This is a genomic window from Streptomyces sp. NPDC058145 (assembly GCF_042884245.1).
Classification (GTDB): Bacteria; Actinomycetota; Actinomycetes; order Streptomycetales; family Streptomycetaceae; genus Streptomyces.
Map to the genome: position 1 here is coordinate 160,846 of NZ_JBHVUH010000009.1, position 26,292 is coordinate 187,137.

Below are 26,292 nucleotides of genomic sequence, written 5' to 3' on the forward strand. Positions count from 1 at the left end.
AGCGGTGACTCGGCTCGGGGGTGCGGGATACCGGCGCCGGGCTGCGCGCCGGCTCAGGCCGTGGGGCTTGTCACGCCGCAGGGCGCGGCAGGTCCCTGGTCGCGTCCGGGGGCCGGCCGCGTCACGCCGAGACGGCTCGGGACCAGTCCGGGGTCGTGCCGGTCACCCGGCACAGGGCCAGGTACAGGGGGATCGGCGGGGTGTAGGGGACCGTGCCCTCGGGGCGGTGGATCAGACGGGCGGTGCCGGGGACGGGGGCGCCGGGGGCGTAGTGGGCGGGGGCGGGCCACGGGAGGGCGTAGTCGGAGTCCGACGGAACGATCCACCACCAGTGCTCCCCGTCGGCGTACACGCAGCCCACCCGGGGCAGTCGCGGCACGATCAGTGGTCCGAGGCGGTCCGGCACGGCGACGGCGTCACAGCCGAGCGGGGCCGTCATGCCTTCCGGAACCGCCGGGCGGCGGACCTGGGCCGGCATCTGCCGGTGGCGTCCGAGACGGACCAGGGTGTCCAGGCCGAGCCGCCGGCCGCACTCGTCGGCGCCGCTCACAGGTGCTCCCACGCCCGGCGCCGCTGCGCAGGCGCCCGGTGCCGGGCCTGCGCTTCCTCCTCGTCGCCGGGGCCGGGCGGCGGGCCGCCGGGCTTGGGTCGGGTGCCCCAGCCCAGGTCGTTGCGCGGTTCGGCGGTGTCGTGGGCCGCGTCGGTCTGGCGGGCCAGCTCGGCCCAGACCAGCAGCCCGGGCCCGTGCTCCTGGGCGCCCCAGGCCCGGCACAGCACGTCCACCAGGAGCAATCCCCTCCCGTGCTCCTCGTCGGGCCGCTGCGGGGAGGGGTGGGGTTCGCCGGGTGCGCAGCCCTCGTCGTGCACGGCTATGCGCACCGTGTCGTCATGGTCGTGCAGCTCGCACACGACACGGCTGCTCGCGGTGTGCACGATCGCGTTGGTGACCAGCTCGGATATGACCAGGGCCGCGGTGTCGCAGGTGTCCTCGCACACCGACCAGCCGGTCAGCCGGGCGCGCGCCAGGCGTCTCGCCTGCGCGGCGGAACCCGGGTGCGCGGCCAGCTCGAAGCGGAACCGGCGCCCGGTCGCGCTCCCGTCACGGGTCGCCGCCTCAACCGCACTCGAACCTGCTCGAGCGGGGGAACCCCCATCGGCGCCGAGACGCAGAGGGTCTGCGGCGGCGTCTGTTCCTAAGGGCGGGGACGGAATCACGCTTGCCACTATCTCCCCGGCGGGAACACTTGGCAAGTGTCACTCTGAAAAATGCAGAGTGCTGTGTGACTCGGTCGGCGGCCGTGGCACACTGCTCGCAACAGCACCTCGCGCGGCGCCAATTGGGACCCGTCGGCGATCCAGCGGATCTTCGAACGAGTCTTCGAACGGCGCCGCAGGGCTGTCGGGAATCTTTTGTCATGGCGGATCGTGTCGGAGGTGGAGCGTGAGCGAACCGCGGTCCGCGCCGACCGTAGGCCAGGTGGTCCTCGGCAGGCGCCTGCTGGACCTGCGGGAACGCGCCGGGCTGAAGCGCGAGGAGGCCGCTCGTGTCCTGCGCGTCGCCCCCGCCACCATCCGCCGGATGGAGATGGCCGAGGTCGCCCTCAAGATCCCGTACCTGCAACTGCTGCTGAAGGCCTACGGAGTTCCCGACGACGAGGCCGAACTCTTCGTCCAGCTCGCCGAGGAGGCCAACCGGCCGGGGTGGTGGCAGCGGTTCCACGACATCCTGCCGGGCTGGTTCTCGATGTACGTCAGCCTCGAGGGCGCGGCCGGCCTCATCCGCTCCTACGAGCCGCACTTCGTCCCGGGCCTGCTGCAGACCGAGGACTACGCGCGCGGCGTGCTGCGGTCGGGCGCCATCGGGCAGACCAGCCCCGACGACATCGAGCGCCATGTCGCGCTGCGCATGCATCGCCAGAACCTGCTCACCCGCCCCGACGCCCCCCGTTTCTGGGCGGTGATGGACGAGACCGCCCTGCGCCGCCGGGTCGGCGGTCCCGAGGTGATGCGCGCGCAGATCGACAAGTTGCTCGAGGCCACGAAGCTGCCCAATGTGACGCTCCAGGTCGCCCCGTTCGCCAACGGGCCGCACCCGGGGACGTACGGCCCCTTCGTGCTCTTCCGGTTCGCCGTGCCCGAACTGCCGGACATGGTCTACAGCGAGTACCTGACCGGCGCGGTCTACCTGGACGCGCGCTCCGAGGTGGCGACCCACCTGGAGGTCATGGACCGTATGGCGGCGCAGGCCGCCACTGCACAACGCACGAAGGAGATCCTCCGGGATCTCCGCAAGGAGCTGTGAATGAATCGCATCACGCCGCGCAGCCGCGTCTACAACGGCATGCCCGCGGGGGAGTTGGGCAGCGAGGGGTGGCACAAGCCGTGGAGCGGCGGCAATGGCGGGAACTGCCTGGAGGCGATGAAGCTCGCCGACGGCCGGATCGCCGTACGCCAGTCGACCGACCCGGACGGGCCCGCGCTGATCTACACCTCGGACGAGATGACCGCCTTCATCGAGGGCGCCAAGGCGGGGGTGGCCGACTTCCTGCTTTCCTGAACCGTTGATGATTATTGCTTTCGCTCAACTTCCTTATTGTGACCTCGACTTGATTCCTCGACGCGTCAGACGCTTACGGAGTGCCGCATGACAGGGCAGGACCCGACGGCCGTCCAGATCGACACCGGCAGGCCGCATCCCGCGCGCATGTACGACTGGTACCTCGGCGGCAAGGACAACTACCCCGTCGACGAGGAGATGGGCCGGCAGATGCTGGCCCTCGACCCCCGGGTCCCGGTGATGGCCAGGGTCAACCGGGCCTTCATGCACCGTGCCACGACCTGGCTCGCCCAGCAGGGCGTCCGCCAGTTCCTGGACGTCGGCACCGGTATACCCACCGAGCCGAACCTGCACCAGGTCGCCCAGCGGGTCGCGCCCGACGTCCGCGTCGTCTACTGCGACAACGACCCGATCGTGCTGGCCCACGCGACGGCCCTGCTGCGCAGCACGTCCGAGGGCGCGACCGAGTACCTGCAGGCCGACGTGCGCGACCCGGCGGCGATCGTCGCGGGCGCCCGGCGGATCCTGGACTTCGACCGGCCGGTGGGGCTCTCCCTCGTCGCCCTGCTGCACTTCGTCTCCGACGAGGACGGCGCACACGAGCTGGTGGGCCGGCTGCTGGCCGAGCTGCCGCCGGGCAGCTACCTGACGATGACCCACGCCACCTCCGACTTCACCCCGGAGGAGTCGGCGGCCGCCACGGAGAAGCTCAAGGCGGCCGGAGTCACCCTGGCCCTGCGCTCCCGCGAGGAGTTCGCCCGCTTCTTCGACGGCCTCGACCTGGTCGAGCCGGGCGTCGAGATCGTGCACAAGTGGCACCCCGAACTGGGCGAGCCGGTACCCGGCCAGGACGACGGAGTGATCCCGGGGTACGGCGCGGTGGCACGCAAGCGATAGACCCGCCGGTCGCCGGTCGCCGGTCGCCGGTCGCCGGTCGCCGGTCGCCGGTCGCCGGTCGGTGTTACGGCTACGCGGTCATCGGCCGGTCGTACGCCGATATCGGTGCCGGCAGGCGTGAATCACCCGTCAGATAGTGGTCGACGGCCGCCGCCACCGCCCGCCCCTCCGCTATCGCCCACACAATGAGTGACTGTCCGCGCGCCGCGTCCCCGGCGGCGAAGACACCGGGGACGTTGGTGGCGAAGCCCTCGTCCCGGGCGATCGTGCCGCGCGGCTGCATGGCGAGTCCAAGCTGCTCGACGAGCCCGTCCTCCCGGTCGGGCCCGGAGAAGCCGAGGGCGAGCAGTACGAGATCGACGGGCAGGGTGCGCCCGGTGCCCGGCACCGGCTGACGCCGCTCGTCGACCTCGACCAGGTGCAGCGACCGGACGTGCCCGCCGTCGTCCCCGGCGAAGCGGAGCGTCGCCGCCGCGAACAGCCGGGCGTCGGCGTCCGCCGCCGGAGCCGTCCGCAGCTCCCGCGCCTCCTCGTGCGCGGCGGACAGCCGGTAGACCTTCGGATACGTCGGCCACGGCTCGGTGTCCTCGTCGCGCTCGGCACCCGGCTGTGCGTAGATGTCCAGCTGGCTCACGGACGCGGCACCCTCCCGCACCGCGGTGCCCAGACAGTCGGCGCCCGTGTCCCCGCCGCCCACGATCACCACGTGCTTCCCGGCCGCGGACAGCGGCGATACCTCCAGGTCCCCCGCGCACACCCGGTTGGCCAGCGGGAGGTACTCCATCGCCTGATGTATCCCCTGCAACTCCCGGCCCGGCACCGGCAGTTCCCGCCACGCCGTCGCACCCGTGGCGAGCACCACCGCGTCGTAACGCGTGCGCAGCTCGGCCGCCGGGACGTCCCGCCCGGCCGCCGTCGACGTGCGGAACTTCGTCCCCTCGGCCCGCATCTGCTCCAGCCGCCGCTCCAGATGCCGCTTCTCCATCTTGAACTCGGGGATGCCGTAGCGCATCAGCCCCCCGAGCCGGTCGTCCTTCTCGTACACCGCGACGGTGTGGCCGGCCCGGGTCAGCTGCTGCGCCGCGGCGAGTCCCGTCGGCCCCGACCCGATCACCGCGACGGTCCTGCCCGACAGCCGTTCCGGAGGCCGTGGCGGGGTGAATCCGTCCTCCCAGGCCCGGTCGGCGATCGCGCACTCGACGTTCTTGATGGTGACCGCCGGCTGGTTGATCGCGAGCACGCACCCCGCCTCGCAGGGCGCCGGGCACAGCCGCCCGGTGAACTCGGGGAAGTTGTTCGTCGCGTGCAGCCGCTCGCTCGCCGCCCGCCAGTCCTCCCGGGAGACCAGGTCGTTCCACTCGGGGATGAGGTTGCCCAGCGGACAGGCCTGGTGGCAGAACGGGACGCCGCAGTCCATGCAGCGGTCCGCCTGCTTGCTGATGATGGGCAGCAGCGCTCCGGGGACGTAGACCTCGTCCCAGTCCCGGACCCGTTCCTCGACGGGCCGCCGCGGCCACTCCTGCCGCGGCGTGGTCATGAACCCCTTGGGATCGGCCATGGTCGTGTTCCTCGCGTACGTGTACCGGGGGTACTGGGTGTACGACGGGCCGTGCGTCATCGGGCGGCGCCCTTCCGGCCACGATACGTCCCCGTCCGTACCCCCGCAGAGTGGCGGACAGCGCTTTCTCGGAGGCCTCCCTCAGCAAGGCACCGGCCGCCTCTTTCCGGCCTCCGGCGCGGGCGGAGGGCCGACCTCGGACCTCAGCCGACGTCGGCGGCCTCCGCCCATTCCCGCAGCACGCCGGTCACGGCCGCCGCGATCCGGCGGCGCGCCTCGTACCTCGGCACTCCGCTCATCAGCAGCTGGTCGTACGGAGTGTCCACATGCCGTACGGCGGCCACGACCGCCGAGGTCACCGCCCCTTCCGTCAGCGCACGCCCGGCCGCGCTCCGCCCGACCCGTCCGCTGCCCCGCGCCGACGCGTGCGCCGCGATCGCCCGCGCCCGCTCGGCCGGGCACCCGGGAAACCGGCGCACGATCTCCGCCGTGAACGCCGCCGCGAACCGCTCGTCCTCCGCCGCCCTGCGCCGAGCGTCCCTGGCCCGCCGCCGGCGTCGTGCCTCCGCGTCCGCCAGGCAGCGTGCTTCGGCCCGGGCCAGCGCCGACTCCTCCACCAGCAGGCCCCGCCGTTCGTACCGGCCACGGCGCCGGTCGAACCGCACCACCACCGCCCACAGCGCGCTCTCCTCCCGCGCCCTGCGGGTCAGTGCCGTGTCACCGCGCGGCAGGAAGACCAGGTGACCGAGATCGGCGCAGCCCAGACAGCGCGGCACCCTGTCCTCCAGCACGAGCAGCGACAGCGGACCACGCCGGCACCCGGCACAGCGTTTGCGCCGCAGGGGCTGGACCACGACAAGCCCACCCGGAATACAGGGAGTCGCAGATGCCGCCATGGGTGGTTCCTTCCCCGTCCCGGCCCACCACTCCCACACCCCCGCCCCGCACCCGGCATCATGGGCCCGTGCGACTCGAAGCGATCACCTGGGACCGGCTCGCCGAGCTGCTGGCCGACCGGCTGCTCGCGCTGGAGCCGGCCGACGGTGGCGCCTGGCCGCGTGCCGGCTTCGACGGAGCACCGGCCGCCCGCCCGGGCGACCTCGCCGACCGCGTCGCCCAGGCGCTGCGCGTGCGCGGGCGGCCCTCGCTCGTCGTCGGTGCGGAGGGCTTCCTGCGCCCCGCGTCCCTCCGGCTGGAGCACGGCCGACGGGACGCCGAGTCGTACTACAGCGGCTGGTTCGACACCGGCGCCCTGTGGCGTGAGGTCTTCGGCCCGCTCGACCCCGGCGGAAGCGGCCGCGTCCTGCCCGACCTGTGGGACCCGGTCACCGACCGCGCCACCCGCAGCCCGTACGCCCAACTCCCACCCGGCGGAATCCTGTTGCTGCACGGCCCCCTCCTGCTGCGCCACTGGTTCCCGTTCGACCTGACCGTCCACGTCCTCCTCTCCCCGGGTGCCCTGCGCCGCCGCACCCCGGAGCCCGACCACTGGACCCTCCCGGCGTTCGAGCGCTACGCGGCCGAGGCCGCTCCCGCCGACGCCGCCGACGTCCTCGTGCGCGCCGACGACCCACGGCACCCCGCCTGGAACGGCTGAACCGGCCGGCCCGGCCGCCTACTCCATGGAGGCCGTGACCTTTCCGCCCGCCTGGTTCAGAGCCAGCCGTTGCGCCTGAAACCCCGGTACAGCGCGAGGCAGGCCATTGCCATCACACCCATGACGAGCGGATATCCGAACCGCCAGTGCAACTCCGGCATGTGGTCGAAGTTCATGCCGTAGACCCCGCACACCATCGTCGGGACGGCGACCACCGCCGCCCAGGCCGTGATCTTCCGCATGTCCTCGTTCTGCGCGACCGTCACCTGTGCGAGGTGTGCCTGCAGAATCGAGTTGAGGAGTTCGTCGAACGCGGCTATCTGCTCCTTGGCCCGCATCAAGTGGTCGGACACGTCCCTGAAGTACGCCTGTATCTCCGGGGCGACCGCTTTTATCGGCCGGGTGGCCAGATCCTCCACCGGACGTCCGAGCGGCACCACCGCGCGCTTCAGCTCCAGCAGTTCACGCTTGAGCTGGTAGATGCGCCCCGGGTCGGCCCGCGCGCCGCCTTCCGAGAACACGTCCGTCTCCACCTGCTCGATGTCGGCCTGCACGGCGTCCGTGACGCTCAGATACTCGTCGACGACATGGTCGGCGATCGCGTGCAGCACCGCCGCCGGCCCCTTGGCGAGCTGCTCCGGATCCGCCTCCAACTCCTCGCGCAGCGGCCCCAGTGACCCGTGCCGGCCGTGTCGTACCGTGATGACGAAGTCCTCGCCGACGAACACCATGATCTCGCCGGTGCCGACCACCTCGCTCGTCGCCGTCAACTGCTCGTGCTCCACGTAGCAGACGGTCTTGAACACGGTGAACAGGGTCTCCGCGTACCGCTCCAGCTTCGGGCGCTGATGCGCCTCCACCGCGTCCTCCACCGCCAGCGGATGCAGGTCGAAAAGCCGGGCGACGTCAACGAACTCATCGTCCGTCGGCTCGTGCAGCCCCAGCCAGACGAACCCCTCGCCGCTCTTGCGTACCTTGGCCACGGCGTCCACCAGATCGGAGCAGCCCGGCACCCGGGCCCCGTCCTGGTACGTCACGCAGTTCACCACCGACGAACCCAGCGGTGACCGGGCGGGGTGACTCAGGTCAACGCGCGGCCGCCGCCGGGCCAGCCGCGCCACCTTGCGCAGCCCGCCGGCCCTGCCCAGTCCTGTGACCTTCCGCAGATTCCCTGCCATGGACATCTGGATCTCCTCGCGTGGATCTCCTCGCACAACGCTTTCGCGCCTTGCCCGGCAAGTGTGCCAGCCCTGCTGAAAGTCCGGGCGGCCCTGTGGGAACGGCCACTTCCGCTTTGTTCCCGCCTGTGGACGGCGCCCGTTCCCGCAGGTCGACCCGCCGAGTGCGATGCTCGCGGCATGACACCATCCGATGGATATCTCCTGGACAACCAGCAGGACGAAGCGGAAGAACGCTTCCACGCCTTCGCCTCCCTCTTCGACCCGACGACGGTCCGGCACCTCGAAGCCCTCGGAGTCGAGTCCGGTGGGCGATGCTGGGAGGTCGGCGCCGGCGGTACCTCCGTGGTGTCGTGGCTCGCCGAGCGGGTCGGCCCCACCGGCAAGGTCGTCGCCACCGACATCGACACCTCCCGGCTAGCCGCCGCGGCCCGGCCCCCGGTCGAGGTGCGCGTCCACGACGTGGGTACACAGGAGCCGCCGGGTGAGGGCTTCGACCTGGTGCACGCCCGGCTGGTGCTCGTCCATGTCCCGGACCGGGAAAGGGCCTTGCGGTCCATGATCGAGGCGCTGCGGCCCGGGGGGCGGCTGCTGATCGAGGACGCCGACCCGGCCCTCCAGCCGCTGCTCTGCCCCGATGAGCACGGCCCCGAACAACGGCTCGCCAACCGCCTGCGGAACGGTTTCCGCAGCCTGCTCGCCGAGCGTGGTGCCGACCTGTCGTACGGCCGCAGGCTGCCGCGGCTGCTCCGTGAGGCCGGACTGCACGAGGTCGAGGCCGACGCCTACTTCCCCGTCACCTCGCCGGCCTGCACCGCCCTGGAGTCCGCCACGGTCCGTCAGATCCGGGGCCGGCTGGTGGCCGCGGGCCTCGCCACCGACGAGGAGATCGACCGTCACCTGGCCAACGTGCGGGCGGGCGGCATGGACCTGGCCACCGCGCCGATGATCTCCGCGTGGGGACGCAAGGGCTAGGTCCTGCGGTGCGGGGCAACCAGCACCGACACCGACACCGACGCGACGAGGTGGGGCGTCGGGTGCCCTGCCCGGCGTGACCCGGACCAGAGGCCCTGGTCAGCGAGGTGCTGGTGGACCGCCGATGTCCCGGTGCGGTGGTCTGCCGCCCACCTGCCGCACCGCCAGCGCGCCCGCCCGGCAGCCTCTCACCGCCGCCGCCTCAGGGGCCGCGCCCGCCAGCAGGGCGGCCAGGAACGCGCCGGTGAAGGCGTCGCCGGCGCCCGTCGTGTCCACCGGATCGGCCGGTACGGCCGGAACCCGGGCCACCACGGTCCCGGAACGCGCCACCAGCGCCCCGTCCACACCCGACTTGGCGGCCACCAGCGGGACCAGCCGGCTCAACTCGGCGGCCGCGTCATCCGGTTCGGACAGCCCCGTCAGCAGACACGCCTCGTCGCGGCTGGGCAGCAGCACGTCGAGACCCACCGCGAAGGACAGGAAGCGGTCCACTCCGAAACGCACGAGGAAGCCCGCCGAGGCCGGATCCAGACTGACCGGCACGCCACGCGCGCGTGCCGCGGCGAGGGCCACCCGGGCGAGCGACCGGCTCCGCTCCGAGAACAGCAGATAGCCCGACAGATGCAGCCGGGCGACCCCCTCGAGCAGTGCGTCGGACCAGTCGGCGGGTTCCAGCCGCAGCGACGCCCCGCTGTCGGTGAGAAACGTGCGCTCGGCCGAGGCACCGTTGTCTACGAGGCAGATCACCGTTCCGGTCGCGGCCTCCCCGTCGATCACCAGCCGGGGCCGCACCCCGGCTGCCACCAGCTCCCGCTCGTGCCACCGCGCCGCATCCGCGCCCACCCGCCCCAGCAGCCGCACGTCCGCACAGCCCGCGCGCGCCGCCCAGCAGGCCACGTTGGCGCCGGCGCCACCCGGCAGGGTCCGGATCGCGGCGGCCGTGTCGGTGCCGGCCGCGAGCGGCCCCCGGTGCCGGGCGACGACATCGGTGACGACGTCCCCGACGACCAGCAGCGCTCCACCCCCGCCGGAACTCACCCCCTGGCCCACGCCGTGGCGATCCGTGCCGCCAGCCGGACGTTGCCGCGCACCGCCGCCAGGTTGGCGCTCAGTGAGGCCCCGTCCGTGTGCCGCACCAGGTAGTCCAGCAGGAACGGCGTCACCCCCTGCCCGGTGACCCCCTCTTCCTCGCAGGCGCGCAGCGCGTCGGCGAGCACGCGCGTGTGCAGTTCGGGATCGAGCTGCTGGTCCTGCGGGACGGGATTCGCGACGATCAGTGCGGAATCCGGCGCCTCGAGCGCGTCCTGCGCCCGCATGACACGCGCGACCTCCTCCGGGCCTTCCAGCGTCCAGTCGACCGGATGGCCGGAGTCGGACAGGTAGAAGCCGGGGAACCGGTCGGTGCGGTATCCGGCGACGGCCACGCCCAGCGTCTCCAGCCGTTGCAGGGTCGCCGGCACGTCCAGGATCGACTTCACACCCGCGCACACCACAGTGATCCGGGTCCGGGCCAGCAGCCCCAGGTCGGCGGACTCGTCCTGCGTCACCGTCCACTCCCGGTGCACACCACCCAGCCCTCCCGTGGCGAACACCCGGACACCCGCCAGCGCCGCGAGCTGCGCCGTCGCCGACACCGTGGTCGCCCCGCTCGCCCCCGCGGCCACGGCCAGGGGCAGGTCACGATGGCCCAGCTTGCGGATGCCGCCCTCGTTCGCGACCCGTTCCAGCTGCCCCTTGTCCAGGCCGACATGAGGCCGTCCGTCCAGCACGGCGACGGTCGCGGGGACGGCGCCCGCCTGCCGCACCACGTCTTCGAGCTCCAGCGCCACCCGCAGATTGCGCGGACGCGGCAGCCCGTGCGCGATGATCGTGGACTCCAGGGCCACCACCGGCCGCCGAGCGTCGAGCGCGCCCCGGACTTCTTCCGACACCACCAGCACCACGTGCCCGCCTCCTGTCCGTCGGTCCCCTCTCATCCCTGGCGGGCGCCGGACCCGGATAAACGCTTGCGGTCTGTGGGGGACACCACCAGCCTGGGCCGCATGACCGACCACACCACGCGTCTCGACCATGTCGTCCTATGGGTCGCCGACCCCGTAGCGGCCGCAGCCTTCTACGAGAACGCCGTCGGCCTCCAGCCGCTGAGGGTCGCCGAGTACACCGACGGAGAGGTGTCGTTCCCCTCGGTACGCGTCAATGAGGAGACGATCCTCGACCTCGCGCCGCGGTCGCTCGCGGAGCGCATGAACATGCTCCCCGGTGCCGCCGACAGCGCCGGCCACCCCGTCAACCACGTCTGCCTGTCCCTGCCGTCCGCCGGTTTCGACGCCCTGCGCGCCCGTCTGGACGAGCGGGCCGTCCCCCTGACCGACATCGCGTACGGCTCCTTCGGCGCCCGTGGAGAGGCCACGCGCAGCTTCTACTTCCGGGACCCCGACGGCAATGTCATCGAGGTCCGGCACTACGGATAGCCCGACCTGCCCCGTCAGAACAGCGGCTCGGGCAGCACACCCTCCAACGCGAGCAGCTTCCGCTTGGTCTCCAGCCCGCCCCCGAAACCGCCGATGCCCCCGTCCCTCTCCACCACCCGGTGGCACGGCACGACGACCGGCAGCGGATTGGCACCCATCGCCGCCCCCACCGCCTGCGCTCCGCCGGGCTGCCCGACCCGCCCGGCCAGATCCCCGTAGCCGACCACCGTGCCGTACGGCACGGAGGAGGCCAGTTCGCGCAGTACCTGCCGGTTGAAGCCGGAGATCAGCGACCAGTCCAGGGGCAGGTCGAAATCATGCCGTGTACCGGCGAGATAGGCGTCGATCTGCCGTATCGCCTCGTCCAGCAGCGGCGACCGCGGGTCCTCGACGGGCTCGGCACCCATCCGGGCGGCCAGCCGCTCCAGGGCCCGCTCGCGCACCCCGTCCGTCGCGTGGAAGACGACGTTGACCAGTCCCTCGCGGGTCGCCGCCAGCATCAGCGGACCGATGCCGGTGTCCACGACGGCCCACACGACCCGCTGCCCGTCCTGCCCATGACTGTCCATGCGGCCACCGTACGACCCGGCTCTGACAACGCCCTCGCGCGACGGTCCCCGCTCAGTCCGCGTTCAGGGCCGCGCGGACCACGTCCGGCTTGTTGGTGATGATGCCGTCGACGCCGTAGCGCGCGACCTTCCGTGCGGTGGCGGCGTCGTCCACCGTCCAGGCGCACACCCCGAGCGGCCTGCCGTGCGGCCCGTCGAAGGTGTGCAGGGCGGCCACGTAGCTTCCGGAGATCGACCCGTACGAGGGATTGATCAGATCGGTGAAGCGCGCGTACCGCTGCAACTGCGCAAGGGACGGCCTGCCGAGGTAGGCGGTGGTGAGCGCCGGCTTCAGGTCGTGCACGGCGCGCACGCTGTCCGCGCTGAAGCTCTGCACGACGAGCCGGCCGAGGTGCGCACTGTCCAGCCAGCGCTCGTTCCCGAGCAGCTTCAGGGTCTGCCGTTCGATCCCCGGGTACAGCTCCGGGTTCTTGATCTCCAGGAGCAGCTTCTCGTGGTTGTGCTCCACCCGGCGCATGTACTGCTGCAGGGTCGGCACACGCGTGCCCGCGTACGCGGCGGAGAACCAGCTGCCCGCGTCCAGCCGGGCGATCTCCGCGGCGGTGAAGTCCTTCACCTTCCAGGGCGCCCGGCCGGGGAAGACGTCCTCCACGTTCGTGGTGCGCCGCAGAGTGTCGTCGTGGATCACCACCAGTTCGCCGTCCTTGGTGCGCTGGACGTCGTTCTCGACCCAGGTGAAGCCCAGCCCGGCCGCCTTGTCGATGGACGCCAGGGTGTTCTCCGGGGCGTAGGCCGAGGCGCCGCGGTGGGCGACCACCACGGGGCCGCGGACCTCGCCCGCCCGGGCGTCGGACGTGGGGGTCAGCAGGACTGCCGCCCCCAGGATCGCCGTGGCCGTGGCGGCGACTGCGCGCGCGTGCATGAGCGGACTCCTCCCGTCGAACAAACACCGACAGCACAAGAGTGACAGCAGAGAGTCAACGGTACTCGGGTGCGAGACGGCCACACCGTGAACGGAGGGGGCCGACTCCGCTCACCGGTGCCGCACATCTGGGGCAAGGGCGTGTTTCTTTGCCGGAAAATCGTTCGACCATTCCGGTGCGGGTCATACTCTCTGCGTCAACCCTGACCGCCCGCGCGGTCCTGGGACGGGGGCGCAGTTCGGATATTCCGGGACGCAACAGGGCGGAAGGGCTGCCGCGCATGCAGGGCACGGTCGACGAATTCAGCTACGGGGTCGTCACCCCGCTGGTGGCCTATGTCATGGCCTGTCTCGGCGGCGCCCTCGGCCTGCGCTGCACCACCCGCGCCCTGCTGGTCACGCATTCCCGCCGCCCCGCCTGGCTGGCCCTCGGCTCGGCCGCGATCGGCTCCGGCATCTGGACCATGCACTTCGTCGCGATGATGGGCTTCCGCATCCAGGGGGCGCCCATCCACTACGACCAGCCCATCACCTACGCGAGCCTCGGCCTCGCCATCGTGATGGTGGGCGTCGGCCTGTTCATCGTCGGCTACCGGGGAGCCACCGGCACCGCCCTGTTCACCGGCGGCACGATCACCGGCCTGGGCGTCGCCTCGATGCACTACCTCGGCATGGCGGGCATGCGCTTCGACGGACGGTTCGCCTACAGCACGGCCACCGTGGCCGCCTCCGTCGCCATCGCGGTCGTGGCCGCCACGGCCGCCCTGTGGGCTGCCGGACGCGTCCAGGGCCTGCTGTGGAGCGTCGGCGCGAGCCTGGTGATGGGGCTCGCCGTCACCGGCATGCACTACACCGGTATGGCCGCCCTGAACGTGCACCTGCACAGCGCCTCCGCGGCCGCCGCGGGCGGCCCGCCGGCTTCGGTGCTGGTGCCGATGCTGATCGGCCCGCTCGCCTTCCTGCTGCTCGCCGGCGCCCTCATGATGTTCGACCCGCTGATGGTCATGGGCCGGCCGGCCCGGGCCCCGGTCGAGGACAAGCCGGGCGTCCCGGCCGCCGCCGTCGCCTCCCACCTGGCCCGGCACTCACAGCTCCACCCCGGCCGCCGGCCGGCCGGTCACCCGCTGCAGCACGCCTCCCGGACCCCGCAGAACCGCTGACCGGGACCCGTTGTCAGTGGGGGGTCGTACGGTTGATGGCATGCGGCCCGTTTCCCACATCGAACGCACGGTGGCGCCCATCGAGGTCGTCAGCTCCTACCAGCCCAGCGGTGACCAGCCGGCGGCCATCGCCGACCTGGCCAAGCGCATCGAGGCCGGTGAGAGGGACGTCGTCCTGCTCGGCGCGACCGGCACCGGCAAGTCCGCCACCACCGCCTGGATGATCGAGAAGCTCCAGCGTCCCACTCTGGTGATGGCGCCGAACAAGACGCTGGCCGCGCAGTTGGCCAACGAGTTCCGCGAGCTCCTGCCCAACAACGCCGTCGAGTACTTCGTCTCGTACTACGACTACTACCAGCCCGAGGCCTACGTCCCGCAGTCGGACACCTACATCGAGAAGGACTCCTCGATCAACGAGGAGGTGGAGCGGCTGCGCCACTCGGCGACGAACTCGCTGCTCACCCGCCGCGACGTCGTCGTGGTCGCCTCGGTGTCCTGCATCTACGGCCTGGGCACCCCGCAGGAGTACGTGGACCGGATGGTCCCCCTCAGGGTCGGTGACGAGATCGACCGCGATGATCTGCTGCGCCGTTTCGTCGACATCCAGTACACCCGCAACGACATGGCCTTCGCCCGGGGCACCTTCCGGGTCCGCGGCGACACCATCGAGATCTTCCCGGTCTACGAGGAGCTGGCCGTCCGTATCGAGATGTTCGGCGACGAGGTCGAGGCGCTCTCCACGCTCCACCCGCTCACCGGCGAGATCATCAGCGACGACCAGCAGCTGTACGTCTTCCCCGCCTCCCACTACGTCGCCGGACCCGAGCGCATGGAGAGGGCCGTCAACGGCATCGAGAAGGAGCTGGGGGAGCGCCTGGCCGAGCTGGAGAAGCAGGGCAAGCTCCTGGAGGCGCAGCGCCTGCGTATGCGCACCACGTACGACATCGAGATGCTCCGCCAGATCGGCACCTGCTCCGGCGTGGAGAACTACTCGATGCACTTCGACGGCCGCTTGCCCGGCTCGCCGCCCAACACCCTGCTGGACTACTTCCCGGACGACTTCCTGCTCGTCATCGACGAGTCGCACGTGACGGTTCCCCAGATCGGCGCCATGTACGAGGGCGACGCCTCTCGCAAGCGCACCCTGGTCGACCACGGCTTCCGGCTGCCGTCCGCTCTGGACAACCGGCCCTTGAAGTGGGAGGAGTTCCAGGAGCGCATCGGGCAGACCGTCTATCTGTCGGCGACCCCGGGCACCTACGAGCTGTCCCGCGGGGACGGGGTCGTGGAGCAGATCATCCGCCCGACGGGCCTGGTCGACCCGGAGGTCGTGGTCAAGCCCACCGAGGGGCAGATCGACGACCTGGTGCACGAGATCCGCAAGCGCACCGAGAAGGACGAGCGCGTCCTGGTCACCACGCTCACCAAGAAGATGGCCGAGGACCTCACCGACTACTTCCTGGAGCTCGGCATCCAGGTGCGCTACCTGCACAGCGACGTCGACACGTTGCGCCGTGTCGAGCTGCTGCGCGAGCTGCGCTCCGGCGAGTTCGACGTCCTGGTCGGCATCAACCTGCTGCGTGAGGGCCTCGACCTGCCCGAGGTGTCCCTCGTGGCCATCCTCGACGCCGACAAGCAGGGCTTCCTGCGCTCCGGTACCTCGCTGATCCAGACCATCGGTCGCGCGGCGCGCAATGTCTCCGGCCAGGTCCACATGTACGCGGACAAGATCACCCCGGCGATGGAGAAGGCCATCGACGAGACCAACCGGCGCCGGGAGAAGCAGGTCGCCTACAACAAGGCCAATGGCGTCGACCCGCAGCCGCTGCGCAAGAAGATCAACGACATCGTCGCGCAGATCGCCCGCGAGGAGGTCGACACCGAACAACTGCTCGGCTCCGGTTACCGCAAGCTGAAGGACGGCAAGGGCGCCAAGGCTCCCGTCCCCGCGCTCGGCGACAAGGCGGCCAAGGGCGCGAAGGCGGGAAAGACCGCGAAGTCCGCCAAGGGCAAGGCGGCGGCCGCGGTGCCCACCGACCGCCCGGCGGCCGAACTCGCCGGACAGATCGAGGAGATGACGGAGCGCATGCGCGCAGCGGCTGCCGAGCTCCAGTTCGAGATCGCCGCCCGGCTGCGTGACGAGGTGTCCGAGATGAAGAAGGAGTTGCGGCAGATGCGGGAGGCGGGTCTCGCCTAGAGCGTGTCTCTTTGATGGGTTGGTCAGTTGATCGGATGTGTCTGTCCGATTAGTGATCACTGATGCGATGTGGGACCGGATCGAGCCGCTCATGCCGGCCGATCCGGTCCGGGGACGGCGCTGGGCCGATCACCGCGGCACGCTCGAGGCCATCGCGTGGAAGTACCGCACCAACTCGCCCTGGCGGGACCTCCCCGAGGAGCTCGGCTCGTTCCAGACGGCCCACAAGCGGCTGATCAGGTGGGCCGTCGATGGCACGTGGGAGAAGATCTTCGCCGCCGTCCTCGCCGCAGCGGATGCCGTCGACGACATCGGCTGGACCGTATCGGTCGACTCCACCGTCGTCCGGGCCCACCAGCACGCCGCGGGAGCACTCAAAAGGGGGCCGCAGGCCGTAACGAACCACCCGATCACGCACTCGGACGCTCCCGCGGCGGGCTGAGCACAAAGATTCACCTGGCCGCAGACAGTCATGCACGGCCCCTGGCTCTGGCCGTCACCGCGGGGCAGGCCGGTGACGCGCCCGCTTTCGAGACGGTCATGGCCCGCATCCGGGTGCCCAGGACGGGCCCCGGCCGGCCCCGGACTCGCCCCACAATGGTCCTGGCGGACCGCGCGTACTCATCCCGCGCGATCCGCGGCCACCTGCGCCGTCGGCAGATCAGCGTGGTCATCCCGCAGCCATCGGACCAAGTAGGGCACCGTCTGCGGCGGGGCCGCCGAGGTGGCCGTCCGCCCGGCTTCGATGCCGATGCCTACAAGCAGCGCAACACCGTCGTCGGTGCATCAACCGCCTCAAACAGTGGCGCGGCCTGGCCACACGATGCGACAAACTCGCCATCGCCTACCAGGCCGCACTCCACTTCGCCGCCATCCTCATCCGGGCACGACGCTAACCAAAGAGACAGAACCTGAGGTCGGTGGCATGAGGCCGGCGCCTTCGAGACGCTGCACGGCATCCTGCTCGCCGAGTTCCACGCGGCCGACGCCCTGGACTGAACCCGGGCCTGCGTGGATGCCTCCCACATCCGCGCGAAAAAGGGGGGGCGAGGCGACCGGCCGTCACCGGTCGACCGCGGAAAGGCGGGCAGTAAACACCATCTGATCTGCGACGGGAAGAACACCCCGTTCAAGGTCATCACCACCGCGGCCAACGGACCGTCTTCCGGCCTCGCGTAAAAGAAGAGCTGCTCGCCCGGCGGCATCTTGAAGCGGTCGAGAGATCCGTTCAGCCGATGGTGAAGCGCTGGTTCTGGGCGCCTCGGTCACAGCGGGCAGTGCGGTAGTAGCCGTTGTCCTGCTGGTAGAGGCAGCGGCCCGTGCCGACGCTTTGGAGCATGATGGCGCTGCGGGCGGCGGGCTGGACGGTGCGCCACTTCTGGTATGAGCCGCCGTTACAGCGCAGGGGGTAGACGTCGCCCCGGTCATTGCTGTCGAGGCAGCGGCCCCAGAAGTTGTTCTTGAGAGTGGTGCTGGTGTTGAGGCGGCCGTTCCACTGCCACAGGAGGCTGCCGCGTCCGGTGGTGCAGCGGTCGCCCTTGAGGCCGGTTTCGGAGGTCTCGCGCAGGCAGTCACCGTAGCGGTAGTTCGCGAAGCGGCTGGTGGCGGTGGCAGCCGAGGCGGGTGTGGGGGTGAGGAGGGGGAGGGCGAGGCCGGCTGCGGCGATGAGGGCGGCGAAGGCTTTCCGGGTCGGGCGGCGCACTGGGGGGCTCCTTACAGTGGTTTTCAGAGGTCCCTCGACAGGATCCCCGAACACCACCGCCTACGCCTGAAAAATGGGAAACCCCCCGGATCGAGCCGCTCATGCCGGCCGATCCGGTCCGGGGACGGCGCTGGGCCGATCACCGCGGCACGCTCGAGGCCATCGCGTGGAAGTACCGCACCAACTCGCCCTGGCGGGACCTCCCCGAGGAGCTCGGCTCGTTCCAGACGGCCCACAAGCGGCTGATCAGGTGGGCCGTCGACGGCACGTGGGAGAAGATCTTCGCCGCCGTCCTCGCCGCAGCGGATGCCGTCGACGACATCGGCTGGACCGTAGTGATCACTAATCGGACAGACACATCCGATCAACTGACCAACCCATCAAAGAGACACGCTCTAGGGGCCCCTCAACCACCGCCTCCTGACCCTCCAGTGGTGCCGGACCTCGGCATATGCGCCAAGTGTTGCAACACCGACACAAAGCGCGGGCCGGGGTGCGGCACTGTCAGTGCCCCTGCGTAGGGTTCTGGCAACCGCGCAATGCGCGGCAACTGGGGAACACCGAGAGGGGAATCAGCCGTGACCGTCAACTTGTCCAAGGGTCAGGCCATCAGCCTGGAGAAGAAGGACGGGGCCAGCCTGAGCGCGGTCCGCATGGGTCTCGGCTGGCAGGCGGCTCCCCGCCGCGGCCTCTTCGGCTCGCGCACGCGGGAGATCGACCTCGACGCCTCCGCGGTGCTGTTCGCGGACAGGCAACCGGTCGACGTCGTCTTCTTCCGGCACCTGGTGAGCGACGACGGCTCCGTGCGGCACACCGGTGACAACCTCGTCGGCGGTGCGGGCCAGGGCGGCGACGACGAGGCGATCCTCGTCGACCTGCAGCGCGTCCCGGTCCACGTCGACCAGATCGTCTTCACCGTGAACTCCTTCACGGGTCAGACCTTCCATGAGGTGCAGAACGCCTTCTGCCGCCTCGTCGACGAGACCACCGGCCAGGAACTCGCCCGCTACACGCTGGCGGGCGGCGGCGAGTACACCGCCCAGATCATGGCGAAGGTGCACCGGTCGGGCTCGGGCTGGGCGATGACCGCCCTGGGCGAGCCGGCCAAGGGCCGTACCTTCCAGGACTTGATGCCGGCGATCCAGCCGCACCTGTAGGACCGCCGCCGGACGCGGCGCGCACGACATGGACACAAGGGGGCGACGGCGATGACGGCCGAGCTGGTGCGGGGACAGAACCACCCGTTGTCGCAGGTCCGGCTGGAGATCCGGATCTCGGCCGGATCGCCGGTTCTGGCGGGTGCCACGCTCGGCGACGAGCACGGCACCGTGCACGGCGCCGAGTGGGTGGCCCATCCCGGCGCCCCCACACTGCCCGGGATCGGGGTGTCCCCGCAGGCCGCCGCCGACCACCGCCTGGCCGTCGACCTGGCCGCACTGCCGGAGGCGGTGCACCGCGTCACCGTGCTGCTCGCCCTGCCGGAGCGGCCGGGAGGCCCGTTCCGGTTCGGCTCCCTGGCCGCCCCGAGGGCGGCGGTCACCGGTCTCGACGGCACCGAGATCGCGCGCTTCGTCCTGGCCGGCCTGGACGCCGAGTCGGCCGTGGTCGCCCTGGAGCTGTACCGGCGACAGGACGCCTGGAAGGTGCGCGCGGTGGGCCAGGGCTACGCCGGCGGCCTCGCCGCCCTGCTCGCCGACCAGGGTCTGCCCTCGGCCGCCGAACTCGCCTCGGACGTCCAGGAGGCGGTGGCCCGGAGCCTGGCACGGGCGGTACCGGCACCGCCGCCCCCCGACACCCCGGATGCCTCTGGTTCCCCGGAGCCCCGGCCGGCCGGGGCGCACGACACCCACGACCCGGCCGGTGTGCGGCCGCCGGGCGGCCCGATCGACTACACCCACCCCGGCCGCCGTCCCGGCACCGTCCCGCCGCCCACCCCGTCGCAGGCCGCGTCTCCCGCCGCCTCCGACGGGCAGCCGCCGCGACCCGTCGCGGGCGACGCGGTGGGCTGGTCGATGGACGAACGGCTGTACAACCAGGTCTGGGGCATGTTCGAGGACCTGGCCCGCACCACGGCCGCGTACCGCAGCGCCGTCGACTTCTCCGACTCCCGCCTGGAGAAGGAACTCGACCAGGTCCTCGCCGACCCTCGCGCCCGGCTCGGCGCGGCGGGCGACGCCGCGCGGGAGGCGGCCCACGCCCGGCACACCCAGCTGGTCGACCAGGCCCGGGCCGCGCTCGACCGCGACCTCGCGCAGCTCGCCGCCGAGTCCGAGGTGGTCGAGCCCGCGCTCCCTCCGGCCTGTGCCCGCTGGGACAACCCGGTCTGGCACGGCTACCGGGTGCCGGCCGAACAGCCGATGGCCCTGCGGCTCGGCGACCTCCACCTTCCGGAGAGCGCCCCGCTGTACATACCGCTGCTGGTCAGGCTCCCGCTCGAGCGCGGCCTGTGGATCGACAGCGGCCCCGCGCCAGGACCCGACGACGTCTTCCTTGACTCCGCGGAGACACGCCGACTCGCCATGGATACCGCGATGGCACTCGCCGTCCGGCTGCTCGCCGTCCATCCGGTGGGGGAGTTCAACGTCCAGGTCCTGGACCCGGCCGGTACGGGGGGCCAGGCACTCCTGCCGCTGACCCGGACGGGGGCCGTCACGGTGCCGCCCCTGCCCGGCGCGGCGGGCGTGGCCGACGTTCTGGGGCGGCTCACCCGGCGGGTCGACCTAATGCAGATGGCACTCCGTGGCGGGGCGGCCGAGTCACTGCCGCCCGACTTCGACGCCGCCCAGCAGCTGCTGCTCGTCAACGACTTCCCGCACGGCTTCGACGACCGGGCGGTGACCCAGCTGCGCTACCTCGCCGACGAGGGGCCGGCCGTCGGCGTCCACCTGCTGATGGTCGCGGACCGCGAGGACGCGGCGGCCTACGGTCCGTTGCTCGACCCGCTGTGGCGTTCGCTCATGCGACTCACCCCTGTCCCCGACGACCACCTCGCGGATCCCTGGGTCGGTCACGTCTGGACGTACGAGCCCTCACTCGTACCAGCCGGCAGCGGGATCCTCCAGCAGGTGCTCACCGAAGTGACAGCGGCCCGCACCAAGCGTAGGTAAAGCGCCTCTGAACAGCCACTTTGGGGGTTTCTTTGCCAATCACTTTACCTTTCCTTGGTGATTGGGGTACTGTTTTCCGTGCGGAGGGGAGTACTCCCTGACTGCGGCGCACCCGTCAGTACGGACCGTTACGGATCCCGGGGCGCCGGCCCACGCGGGTGGAAGAGACCTCCGGCAATGACAACGCAGACGTGTTTGCCATGACCTATGCCGGAGGTGCAGTGGAAGTCTCCCCGACCCTTTGGGTCCTCACCATCGTGGGCCTCGCCGTCCTCATCGCGGTCGACTTCTTCATCGGGCGCAAGCCCCATGACGTGTCGATCAAGGAGGCGGGCATCTGGACGGTCGTCTGGATCGCCCTGGCCGGGCTCTTCGGCCTCGGCCTGCTCCTTTTCGGTGGCGGCGGGCCGGCCGGCGAGTTCTTCGCCGGCTTCGTCACCGAGAAGTCGCTGAGCGTCGACAACCTCTTCGTCTTCGTCCTGATCATGGCGAAGTTCGCGGTGCCCTCGCAGTACCAGCAGCGGGTGCTGCTCGTCGGTGTCCTCATAGCCCTGGTGCTGCGCGCCGTGTTCATAGCCGCCGGAGCCGCGATCATCGCCAGCTTCTCCTGGGTGTTCTACCTCTTCGGCGCCTTCCTGATCTGGACCGCCTGGAAACTCGTCCAGGACGCGCGGGCCGACGAGGAGGAAGAGGAGTACGAGGAGAACAAGCTGCTGAAGGCCGCGGAGCGCAAGTTCGGCGTGGCGGACCGGTATCACGGCACCAAGCTGTGGATCCAGCAGAACGGCAAGCGGGTCATGACCCCGATGCTGGTCGTGATGCTGGCCATCGGCACCACGGACGTACTGTTCGCGCTGGACTCCATCCCCGCGATCTTCGGCCTGACCCAGGACCCGTACATCGTCTTCACCGCCAACGCCTTCGCCCTGATGGGACTGCGTCAGCTGTACTTCCTCATAGGCGGTCTGCTGAGGAAGCTGGTCCATCTGTCGTACGGCCTGTCGATCATCCTGGGCTTCATCGGCGTCAAGCTGGTGCTGCACGCCCTGCACGAGTCCGGGGTCCACGTCCCCGAGATCAGCATCCCGGTGTCGCTCGGCGTGATCTGCGCGGTCCTGGCCGTCACCACCGCCACCAGCCTGATCGCCTCCCGTAAGCAGGCGGCGTCCGAAACGGCGGCGCCCGGGAGCGACGAGACGGCCAAGCGCAGCGTCGACGCCTGACCGGCCCGGCGCGCGACAACCGGCACCGAACCCGCGGGGCGACGGTCGTACCACGACCGGTGCCCCGCGCAGGAAGGATGACAAGGGATCCGAAAAGAACGTAATGCGAATCCTGTACGGGTCTGCCACGATCGCAGCATGATCGCTCGGCTCAGATCGCTCACCACCCAGTGGACGTTCCTCGTGCCGGTACTCGCGATCGTCCTGCTCGTCCTTACCTGGGGCCGCGGCCTCCCCGGCCCGCTCGTCGCGCTGGTCACCCTGGTCCTCGCCGGGTCCGTCCTGGCCGCGGTGCACCACGCCGAGGTGGTCGCACACCGGGTGGGCGAACCCTTCGGCTCCCTGGTGCTGGCCATCGCCGTCACGATCATCGAGGTGGCCCTGATCGTCACCCTCATGGTCGACGGCGGCGACAAGAGCGCCACCCTGGCCCGGGACACTGTCTTCGCCGCCGTGGTGATCACCTGTAACGGCATCGTCGGACTCAGTCTCCTCGTTGCCTCCCTGCGGCACGGCACCGCGGTCTTCAACCCGGAGGGCACCGGCGCCGCCCTGGCCACCGTGGCGACCCTCGCCACGCTCAGTCTGGTGCTGCCGACCTTCACCACCAGCAAGCCCGGCCCCGAGTTCTCCACCGTCCAGCTCACCTTCGCAGCGCTGTCCTCACTGATCCTGTACGGACTGTTCGTGACCACCCAGACCGTGCGGCACCGTGACTACTTCCTGCCGATCAGCCGGCAGGGCGATGTGATCATGGGGGACGACCACGCCGGGCCTCCGTCCGCGCGTACGGCATGGATCAGCCTCGGTCTGCTCGGTCTCGCCCTGATCGGCGTGGTCGGACTGGCCAAGGGTGTGTCGCCGACCATCGAGTCCGGGGTGGAGGCGGCCGGCCTGCACCAGGCGGTCGTCGGTGTGATCATCGCCCTGCTCGTACTGCTGCCCGAGACCATCGCGGCGGTACGCGCGGCCCGCCGGGACCGGGTGCAGACCAGCCTCAACCTCGCGCTCGGCTCGGCGATGGCCAGCATCGGCCTGACCATCCCCGCCGTCGCCCTGGCATCCGTCTGGCTGTCCGGACCGCTCGTCCTCGGCCTCGGTGCGACCCACATGCTGCTGCTCGCGCTGACCGTGGTGGTCAGCTCCCTGACGGTGGTGCCGGGCCGGGCCACACCCCTGCAGGGCGGCGTGCACCTGGTGCTGTTCGCGGCCTACCTGGAGCTGGCGATCAACCCCTAGGTCTCGTTCGGGACGGTGCCGGCCCGCCCGGTCAGCCCGTGGCCGGTTCCAGCACGGGTGCGGAAGCGGGCCGCGTCTCCGGCAGCAGGGCGAAGCAGACCAGGCTCACCAGGGCGATCCCGGTCAGATAGACGCCCACACCCCACGGGACGCGTCCGCCGTGGTCCGCCAGCGCCGTCGCCACGATCGGGGTGAGGGCGCCGCCCAGGACGCCGCCGAGGTTGTAGCCGACCGCGGCGCCCGTGCAGCGCACCCGCGCCTCGTACAGCTCCGGCAGGTACGCGGCGATCACCGCGAACATGGTGATGAAGGCGATCAGCGCGCCCAGGATGCCGAGGAACATCAGCAGCGGTTCACCGGTCGCGAGCAGCGCGACCATCGGCAGCATCCACAGCGCACAGCCCGCGCAGCCCGCCAGGCACAGCGGGCGGCGGCCGTAGCGGTCGCCGAGCAGCGCCATGACGGGCGTCAGCGCTCCCTTCACCACCACCGCGGCCATGACGCAGGTCAGCATGACGGTTCGGCTCACCCCGAGCCGTCCGGTGGCGTACGCCAGCGACCATGTCGTCACCACGTAGAACACCGCGTACCCGACGGCCAGCGCCCCGGCCGTCAGCAGCACCAGCCTCCCGTGGTTCCGTACGACCTCCACGAGCGGCACACGCGCGTGGTCGTCGATCTCCAGGAACCGGGGACTCTCGGTGAGCGAGGCACGCAGCCACAGCCCGGCCAGGGCCAGCACCCCGGCCGCCCAGAACGGCACCCGCCAGCCCCACTGGGCGAATTGGTCGTCGGGCAGGGCGGCCGACAGTGCGAGCATCACCCCGTTGGCGAGCACGAAGCCCACCGCGGGCCCCATTTGGGGAAAGCTCGACCACAGGGCACGCCGTCCCGCAGGCGCGTGCTCGGCGGTCAGCAGCACCGCCCCGCCCCACTCACCGCCGAGCCCCAGCCCCTGCACGAAGCGCAGCAGGAGCAGCAGGCCGGGGGCGGCCGCTCCGATCGTCCCGTACGTCGGCACGCAACCGACCGCGACCGTCGAGGCACCGGTCAGCAGCAGGGAGGCGACCAGCACCGGCCGCCGTCCGCGCCGGTCGCCGAGGTGCCCGAACAGCACCGAGCCGAGCGGCCGGGCCACGAATCCCACCCCGAACGTCCCGAACGCCGCGAGCGTCCCGGCCACCGGCGAGAACGTCGGGAAGAACAGCGGCCCCAGCACCAGGGCCGCCGCGGTCCCGTAGACGAAGAAGTCGTAGAACTCGATCGCGGTCCCGGCGAACGAGGCGGCCGCCAGCCGCGGCATGGAAGGTGCCCTCACGGGGCGTACGGGCTGCATGCCGCGTCAACCACCCGCAGCGATCTTGGGTTACGGGGGCGCACGGAGCTGATCGGGGACCGCGGCGTGAGCCGAACCGACCGGCGTACGCCGTCCCTCGGCCGCTCCTCGTGCCGTGATAGACCGGGTCCGAGAAGCGGTCGTGAACGCACCGCCCCGAACGGACCGGAGGAACCGTGCCCCGCACCCTGGCCAACGCCCCGATCATGATTCTCAACGGGCCCAACCTGAACCTCCTCGGTCAGCGCCAGCCCGAGATCTACGGCAAGGACACGCTCGCCGACGTGGCGGCGATGTGCGCCAAGGCCGCGGCCGCGCACGGCGGCTCGGTGGACTTCCGGCAGTCCAACCACGAGGGCGAACTGGTCGACTGGATCCACGAGGCGCGGCTGAACCACTGCGGCATCGTCATCAACCCCGGCGCCTACTCCCACACGTCGGTGGCGATCCTGGACGCGCTCAACACCTGTGACGGCCTGCCGGTGTTGGAGGTGCACATCTCCAACATCCACCAGCGCGAGTCGTTCCGGCACCACAGCTACGTCTCGTTGCGCGCCGACGGCGTGATCGCGGGCTGCGGGGTGCAGGGCTATGTGTTCGGCGTGGAGCGGGTCGCCGCGCTGGCGGGAGCGGCTCAGGCCGAGGCGTAGCCCATCGCGCGGCCACGGGCGACCGCTCGGGCACAGGGCGTGGGCGATGCCGAACGTGCTGCTGCCCGGGCCGCCGGTCGAGGGCGGGGTTGGAGACCGGCGGCCCATACCGCTCAGGAGCCGTCGTCCTGTGCGGGGCTGCTACCAGTTGACCGCGTGTCACGGAGCCAGGGGAGCGCGCACGCGCACCCTGCGCGAGCGAAGAGTTCACACGGGGCGCGCGCCATGGCGTGCACGCCGGGCACGTATCAACGGCGCGCGCCCGGCGTGTGTGATGCCTTCGCGGTCTACCACCCGCGCGCGTGCCACTCCGGCAGGTGCGGCCGCTCCGTGCCCAGGCTGGTGTCGTTGCCGTGCCCGGGGTAGACCCAGGTCTCGTCCGGCAGCGCTTCGAAGATCTTCGTCTCGACGTCGTGGATCAGGCTGGCGAACGCCTTGGGATCCTTGTGGGTGTTGCCTACGCCGCCCGGGAAGAGGCAGTCGCCGGTGAAGACGTGCGGATGGCCGTGCGGGTCGTCGTAGACCAGGGCGATGGAGCCCGGGGTGTGCCCGACGAGGTGGCGGGCGGTGAGTTCCACGCGACCGACCCGGATGACGTCGCCGTCGTCGACGAGGACGTCGGTGGCCACCGGGATGCCGGGCGCGTCCTCCCGGCCGGCGTAGGTCCGCGCGCCCGTGGCGGCGACGACCTGGGCGAGCGCCTGCCAGTGGTCGCCGTGCCGGTGGGTGGTGACGACGGAGGCGATGCCGTCGTCACCGATCATGCCCAGTAGGGCCCCGGCGTCGTTGGCGGCGTCGATCAGCAGCTGCTCGTCGGTGGCCCGGCAGCGCAGCAGATAGGCGTTGTTGTCCATCGGGCCGACCGCGATTTTGGTGATCATCAGGTCTTTCAGCTCGTGCACGTCCGCGGGTCCGCCGACCCTGACCTCTCCGCTGTACGTCATGGTGATCAGC

The 26,292-nt window shown here is 71.2% G+C and carries 25 protein-coding genes and 2 pseudogenes; 15 read left to right on the plus strand and 12 right to left on the minus strand.

The features are described from left to right. Positions 1-121 precede the first annotated feature (121 nt). Together ACFVVO_RS21675 and ACFVVO_RS21680 are read right to left on the minus strand one after the other, a co-directional pair. A complete protein-coding gene (locus ACFVVO_RS21675; protein WP_390057405.1) occupies positions 122-478 on the minus strand; it encodes a hypothetical protein in 357 nt (118 codons plus the stop codon). A gap of 68 nt (positions 479-546) precedes the next feature. Next, the gene (locus ACFVVO_RS21680) at positions 547-1,251 is read right to left on the minus strand and encodes an ATP-binding protein (RefSeq protein WP_390057122.1); all 705 of its coding nucleotides are present in this window, start codon (positions 1,249-1,251) and stop codon (positions 547-549) included. 190 nt (positions 1,252-1,441) lie between these two features. On the opposite strand from ACFVVO_RS21680, the gene ACFVVO_RS21685 reads away from it, so the two are divergent. The 3 genes from ACFVVO_RS21685 to ACFVVO_RS21695 all read left to right on the plus strand — a co-directional run bounded on the left by ACFVVO_RS21685 (position 1,442) and on the right by ACFVVO_RS21695 (position 3,454). Continuing rightward, positions 1,442-2,302, plus strand: coding sequence for a helix-turn-helix domain-containing protein (locus ACFVVO_RS21685; protein ID WP_390057124.1), 861 nt, complete (start codon positions 1,442-1,444; stop codon positions 2,300-2,302). Next, the gene (locus ACFVVO_RS21690; protein WP_390057126.1) at positions 2,303-2,557 is read left to right on the plus strand and encodes a DUF397 domain-containing protein; all 255 of its coding nucleotides are present in this window, start codon (positions 2,303-2,305) and stop codon (positions 2,555-2,557) included. It begins immediately after the preceding gene. A gap of 87 nt (positions 2,558-2,644) precedes the next feature. After that, a complete protein-coding gene (locus ACFVVO_RS21695; protein ID WP_390057128.1) occupies positions 2,645-3,454 on the plus strand; it encodes an SAM-dependent methyltransferase in 810 nt (269 codons plus the stop codon). A 70-nt stretch (positions 3,455-3,524) separates the two neighbouring features. On the opposite strand, the gene ACFVVO_RS21700 is transcribed toward ACFVVO_RS21695, so the two are convergent. Together ACFVVO_RS21700 and ACFVVO_RS21705 are read right to left on the minus strand one after the other, a co-directional pair. Further along, positions 3,525-5,012, minus strand: coding sequence for a glutamate synthase subunit beta (locus tag ACFVVO_RS21700; protein ID WP_390057130.1), 1,488 nt, complete (start codon positions 5,010-5,012; stop codon positions 3,525-3,527). A gap of 203 nt (positions 5,013-5,215) precedes the next feature. Beyond that, positions 5,216-5,908 (minus strand): DUF2293 domain-containing protein, encoded by a 693-nt coding sequence (locus tag ACFVVO_RS21705; RefSeq protein WP_390057132.1) that lies wholly within the window; start codon positions 5,906-5,908, stop codon positions 5,216-5,218. Positions 5,909-5,976: 68 nt separating this feature from the next. Between ACFVVO_RS21705 and ACFVVO_RS21710 the strand changes: the two genes are divergently transcribed. After that, on the plus strand, positions 5,977-6,609 hold the full coding sequence (locus ACFVVO_RS21710) for a uridine kinase (RefSeq protein ID WP_390057134.1): 633 nt from the start codon (positions 5,977-5,979) through the stop codon (positions 6,607-6,609). A gap of 56 nt (positions 6,610-6,665) precedes the next feature. On the opposite strand, the gene ACFVVO_RS21715 is transcribed toward ACFVVO_RS21710, so the two are convergent. Beyond that, positions 6,666-7,793: a magnesium and cobalt transport protein CorA gene (locus ACFVVO_RS21715; RefSeq protein ID WP_390057136.1), complete on the minus strand. Its 1,128-nt coding sequence runs from the start codon at positions 7,791-7,793 to the stop codon at positions 6,666-6,668. A 174-nt stretch (positions 7,794-7,967) separates the two neighbouring features. Here ACFVVO_RS21715 and ACFVVO_RS21720 point away from each other — a divergent pair, with 174 nt between their 5' ends. Next, positions 7,968-8,762, plus strand: a complete 795-nt coding sequence (locus tag ACFVVO_RS21720) for a methyltransferase (RefSeq protein ID WP_390057138.1) — start codon at positions 7,968-7,970, stop codon at positions 8,760-8,762. Positions 8,763-8,861: 99 nt separating this feature from the next. Here the strand turns inward: ACFVVO_RS21720 and ACFVVO_RS21725 are convergent, their stop codons facing one another. Further along, positions 8,862-9,812, minus strand: coding sequence for a carbohydrate kinase family protein (locus tag ACFVVO_RS21725; RefSeq protein WP_390057140.1), 951 nt, complete (start codon positions 9,810-9,812; stop codon positions 8,862-8,864). Then, positions 9,797-10,705 carry a pseudouridine-5'-phosphate glycosidase gene (locus ACFVVO_RS21730; protein WP_390057142.1) on the minus strand — a complete coding sequence of 303 codons (909 nt, stop codon included), beginning with the start codon at positions 10,703-10,705 and terminating at the stop codon, positions 9,797-9,799. Before ACFVVO_RS21730 ends, ACFVVO_RS21725 begins: the two co-directional genes overlap by 16 nt. Positions 10,706-10,804: 99 nt before the next feature. On the opposite strand from ACFVVO_RS21730, the gene ACFVVO_RS21735 reads away from it, so the two are divergent. Next, a complete protein-coding gene (locus tag ACFVVO_RS21735) occupies positions 10,805-11,233 on the plus strand; it encodes a VOC family protein (RefSeq protein ID WP_390057144.1) in 429 nt (142 codons plus the stop codon). Between the two features lie 14 nt (positions 11,234-11,247). On the opposite strand, the gene ACFVVO_RS21740 is transcribed toward ACFVVO_RS21735, so the two are convergent. Together ACFVVO_RS21740 and ACFVVO_RS21745 are read right to left on the minus strand one after the other, a co-directional pair. Further along, positions 11,248-11,802, minus strand: coding sequence for a methylated-DNA--[protein]-cysteine S-methyltransferase (locus ACFVVO_RS21740; protein ID WP_390057146.1), 555 nt, complete (start codon positions 11,800-11,802; stop codon positions 11,248-11,250). Positions 11,803-11,854: 52 nt separating this feature from the next. Then, complete coding sequence (locus ACFVVO_RS21745; RefSeq protein ID WP_390057148.1) at positions 11,855-12,724, minus strand: glycerophosphodiester phosphodiesterase; 870 nt, start codon at positions 12,722-12,724, stop codon at positions 11,855-11,857. 281 nt (positions 12,725-13,005) lie between these two features. Between ACFVVO_RS21745 and ACFVVO_RS21750 the strand changes: the two genes are divergently transcribed. The 3 genes and pseudogenes from ACFVVO_RS21750 (at position 13,006) to ACFVVO_RS21760 (ending at position 16,977) form a co-directional block, all read left to right on the plus strand. Continuing rightward, positions 13,006-13,884: an MHYT domain-containing protein gene (locus tag ACFVVO_RS21750; protein WP_390057150.1), complete on the plus strand. Its 879-nt coding sequence runs from the start codon at positions 13,006-13,008 to the stop codon at positions 13,882-13,884. 40 nt (positions 13,885-13,924) lie between these two features. Beyond that, a complete protein-coding gene (uvrB, locus tag ACFVVO_RS21755; RefSeq protein WP_390057152.1) occupies positions 13,925-16,081 on the plus strand; it encodes an excinuclease ABC subunit UvrB in 2,157 nt (718 codons plus the stop codon). A gap of 67 nt (positions 16,082-16,148) precedes the next feature. Further along, positions 16,149-16,977 (plus strand): annotated as a pseudogene (locus tag ACFVVO_RS21760) (IS5 family transposase). Positions 16,978-17,309: 332 nt separating this feature from the next. Here the strand turns inward: ACFVVO_RS21760 and ACFVVO_RS21765 are convergent. After that, on the minus strand, positions 17,310-17,783 hold the full coding sequence (locus tag ACFVVO_RS21765) for a hypothetical protein (RefSeq protein WP_352379130.1): 474 nt from the start codon (positions 17,781-17,783) through the stop codon (positions 17,310-17,312). A 101-nt stretch (positions 17,784-17,884) separates the two neighbouring features. Here ACFVVO_RS21765 and ACFVVO_RS21770 point away from each other — a divergent pair. The 5 genes and pseudogenes from ACFVVO_RS21770 to ACFVVO_RS21790 form a co-directional block, all read left to right on the plus strand. Next, positions 17,885-18,119 (plus strand): annotated as a pseudogene (locus ACFVVO_RS21770) (transposase); the annotation flags it as partial. A 242-nt stretch (positions 18,120-18,361) separates the two neighbouring features. Beyond that, positions 18,362-18,940 (plus strand): TerD family protein, encoded by a 579-nt coding sequence (locus tag ACFVVO_RS21775; RefSeq protein ID WP_390057154.1) that lies wholly within the window; start codon positions 18,362-18,364, stop codon positions 18,938-18,940. 51 nt (positions 18,941-18,991) lie between these two features. Next, positions 18,992-20,890: a TerD family protein gene (locus tag ACFVVO_RS21780; protein WP_390057156.1), complete on the plus strand. Its 1,899-nt coding sequence runs from the start codon at positions 18,992-18,994 to the stop codon at positions 20,888-20,890. 221 nt (positions 20,891-21,111) lie between these two features. Then, entirely contained in the window at positions 21,112-22,113 is a 1,002-nt protein-coding gene (locus ACFVVO_RS21785) for a TerC family protein (protein WP_390057158.1), read from the plus strand. A 138-nt stretch (positions 22,114-22,251) separates the two neighbouring features. Next, entirely contained in the window at positions 22,252-23,352 is a 1,101-nt protein-coding gene (locus ACFVVO_RS21790) for a calcium:proton antiporter (RefSeq protein WP_390057160.1), read from the plus strand. A gap of 31 nt (positions 23,353-23,383) precedes the next feature. Here the strand turns inward: ACFVVO_RS21790 and ACFVVO_RS21795 are convergent, their stop codons facing one another. Next, the gene (locus ACFVVO_RS21795; protein ID WP_390057162.1) at positions 23,384-24,688 is read right to left on the minus strand and encodes an MFS transporter; all 1,305 of its coding nucleotides are present in this window, start codon (positions 24,686-24,688) and stop codon (positions 23,384-23,386) included. Positions 24,689-24,864: 176 nt separating this feature from the next. Here ACFVVO_RS21795 and aroQ point away from each other — a divergent pair, with 176 nt between their 5' ends. After that, entirely contained in the window at positions 24,865-25,338 is a 474-nt protein-coding gene (aroQ, locus tag ACFVVO_RS21800) for a type II 3-dehydroquinate dehydratase (RefSeq protein ID WP_390057164.1), read from the plus strand. A 287-nt stretch (positions 25,339-25,625) separates the two neighbouring features. Here the strand turns inward: aroQ and ACFVVO_RS21805 are convergent, their stop codons facing one another. Further along, positions 25,626-26,282, minus strand: coding sequence for an MBL fold metallo-hydrolase (locus ACFVVO_RS21805; protein WP_390057166.1), 657 nt, complete (start codon positions 26,280-26,282; stop codon positions 25,626-25,628). Between the last annotated feature and the right edge of the window lie 10 nt (positions 26,283-26,292).

Bases quoted from the DNA above. Each gene is read 5' to 3' on its own strand.
- ACFVVO_RS21675 (WP_390057405.1), bottom strand. From the start codon at position 478: ATGCCGGCCCAGGTCCGCCGCCCGGCGGTTCCGGAAGGCATGACGGCC.
- ACFVVO_RS21690 (WP_390057126.1), top strand. From the start codon at position 2,303: ATGAATCGCATCACGCCGCGCAGCCGCGTCTACAACGGCATGCCCGCG.
- ACFVVO_RS21695 (WP_390057128.1), top strand. From the start codon at position 2,645: ATGACAGGGCAGGACCCGACGGCCGTCCAGATCGACACCGGCAGGCCG.
- ACFVVO_RS21700 (WP_390057130.1), bottom strand. From the start codon at position 5,012: ATGGCCGATCCCAAGGGGTTCATGACCACGCCGCGGCAGGAGTGGCCG.
- ACFVVO_RS21705 (WP_390057132.1), bottom strand. From the start codon at position 5,908: ATGGCGGCATCTGCGACTCCCTGTATTCCGGGTGGGCTTGTCGTGGTC.
- ACFVVO_RS21715 (WP_390057136.1), bottom strand. From the start codon at position 7,793: ATGTCCATGGCAGGGAATCTGCGGAAGGTCACAGGACTGGGCAGGGCC.
- ACFVVO_RS21720 (WP_390057138.1), top strand. From the start codon at position 7,968: ATGACACCATCCGATGGATATCTCCTGGACAACCAGCAGGACGAAGCG.
- ACFVVO_RS21735 (WP_390057144.1), top strand. From the start codon at position 10,805: ATGACCGACCACACCACGCGTCTCGACCATGTCGTCCTATGGGTCGCC.
- ACFVVO_RS21740 (WP_390057146.1), bottom strand. From the start codon at position 11,802: ATGGACAGTCATGGGCAGGACGGGCAGCGGGTCGTGTGGGCCGTCGTG.
- ACFVVO_RS21745 (WP_390057148.1), bottom strand. From the start codon at position 12,724: ATGCACGCGCGCGCAGTCGCCGCCACGGCCACGGCGATCCTGGGGGCG.
- ACFVVO_RS21750 (WP_390057150.1), top strand. From the start codon at position 13,006: ATGCAGGGCACGGTCGACGAATTCAGCTACGGGGTCGTCACCCCGCTG.
- uvrB (WP_390057152.1), top strand. From the start codon at position 13,925: ATGCGGCCCGTTTCCCACATCGAACGCACGGTGGCGCCCATCGAGGTC.
- ACFVVO_RS21780 (WP_390057156.1), top strand. From the start codon at position 18,992: ATGACGGCCGAGCTGGTGCGGGGACAGAACCACCCGTTGTCGCAGGTC.
- ACFVVO_RS21790 (WP_390057160.1), top strand. From the start codon at position 22,252: ATGATCGCTCGGCTCAGATCGCTCACCACCCAGTGGACGTTCCTCGTG.
- ACFVVO_RS21795 (WP_390057162.1), bottom strand. From the start codon at position 24,688: ATGCAGCCCGTACGCCCCGTGAGGGCACCTTCCATGCCGCGGCTGGCG.
- ACFVVO_RS21805 (WP_390057166.1), bottom strand. From the start codon at position 26,282: ATGACGTACAGCGGAGAGGTCAGGGTCGGCGGACCCGCGGACGTGCAC.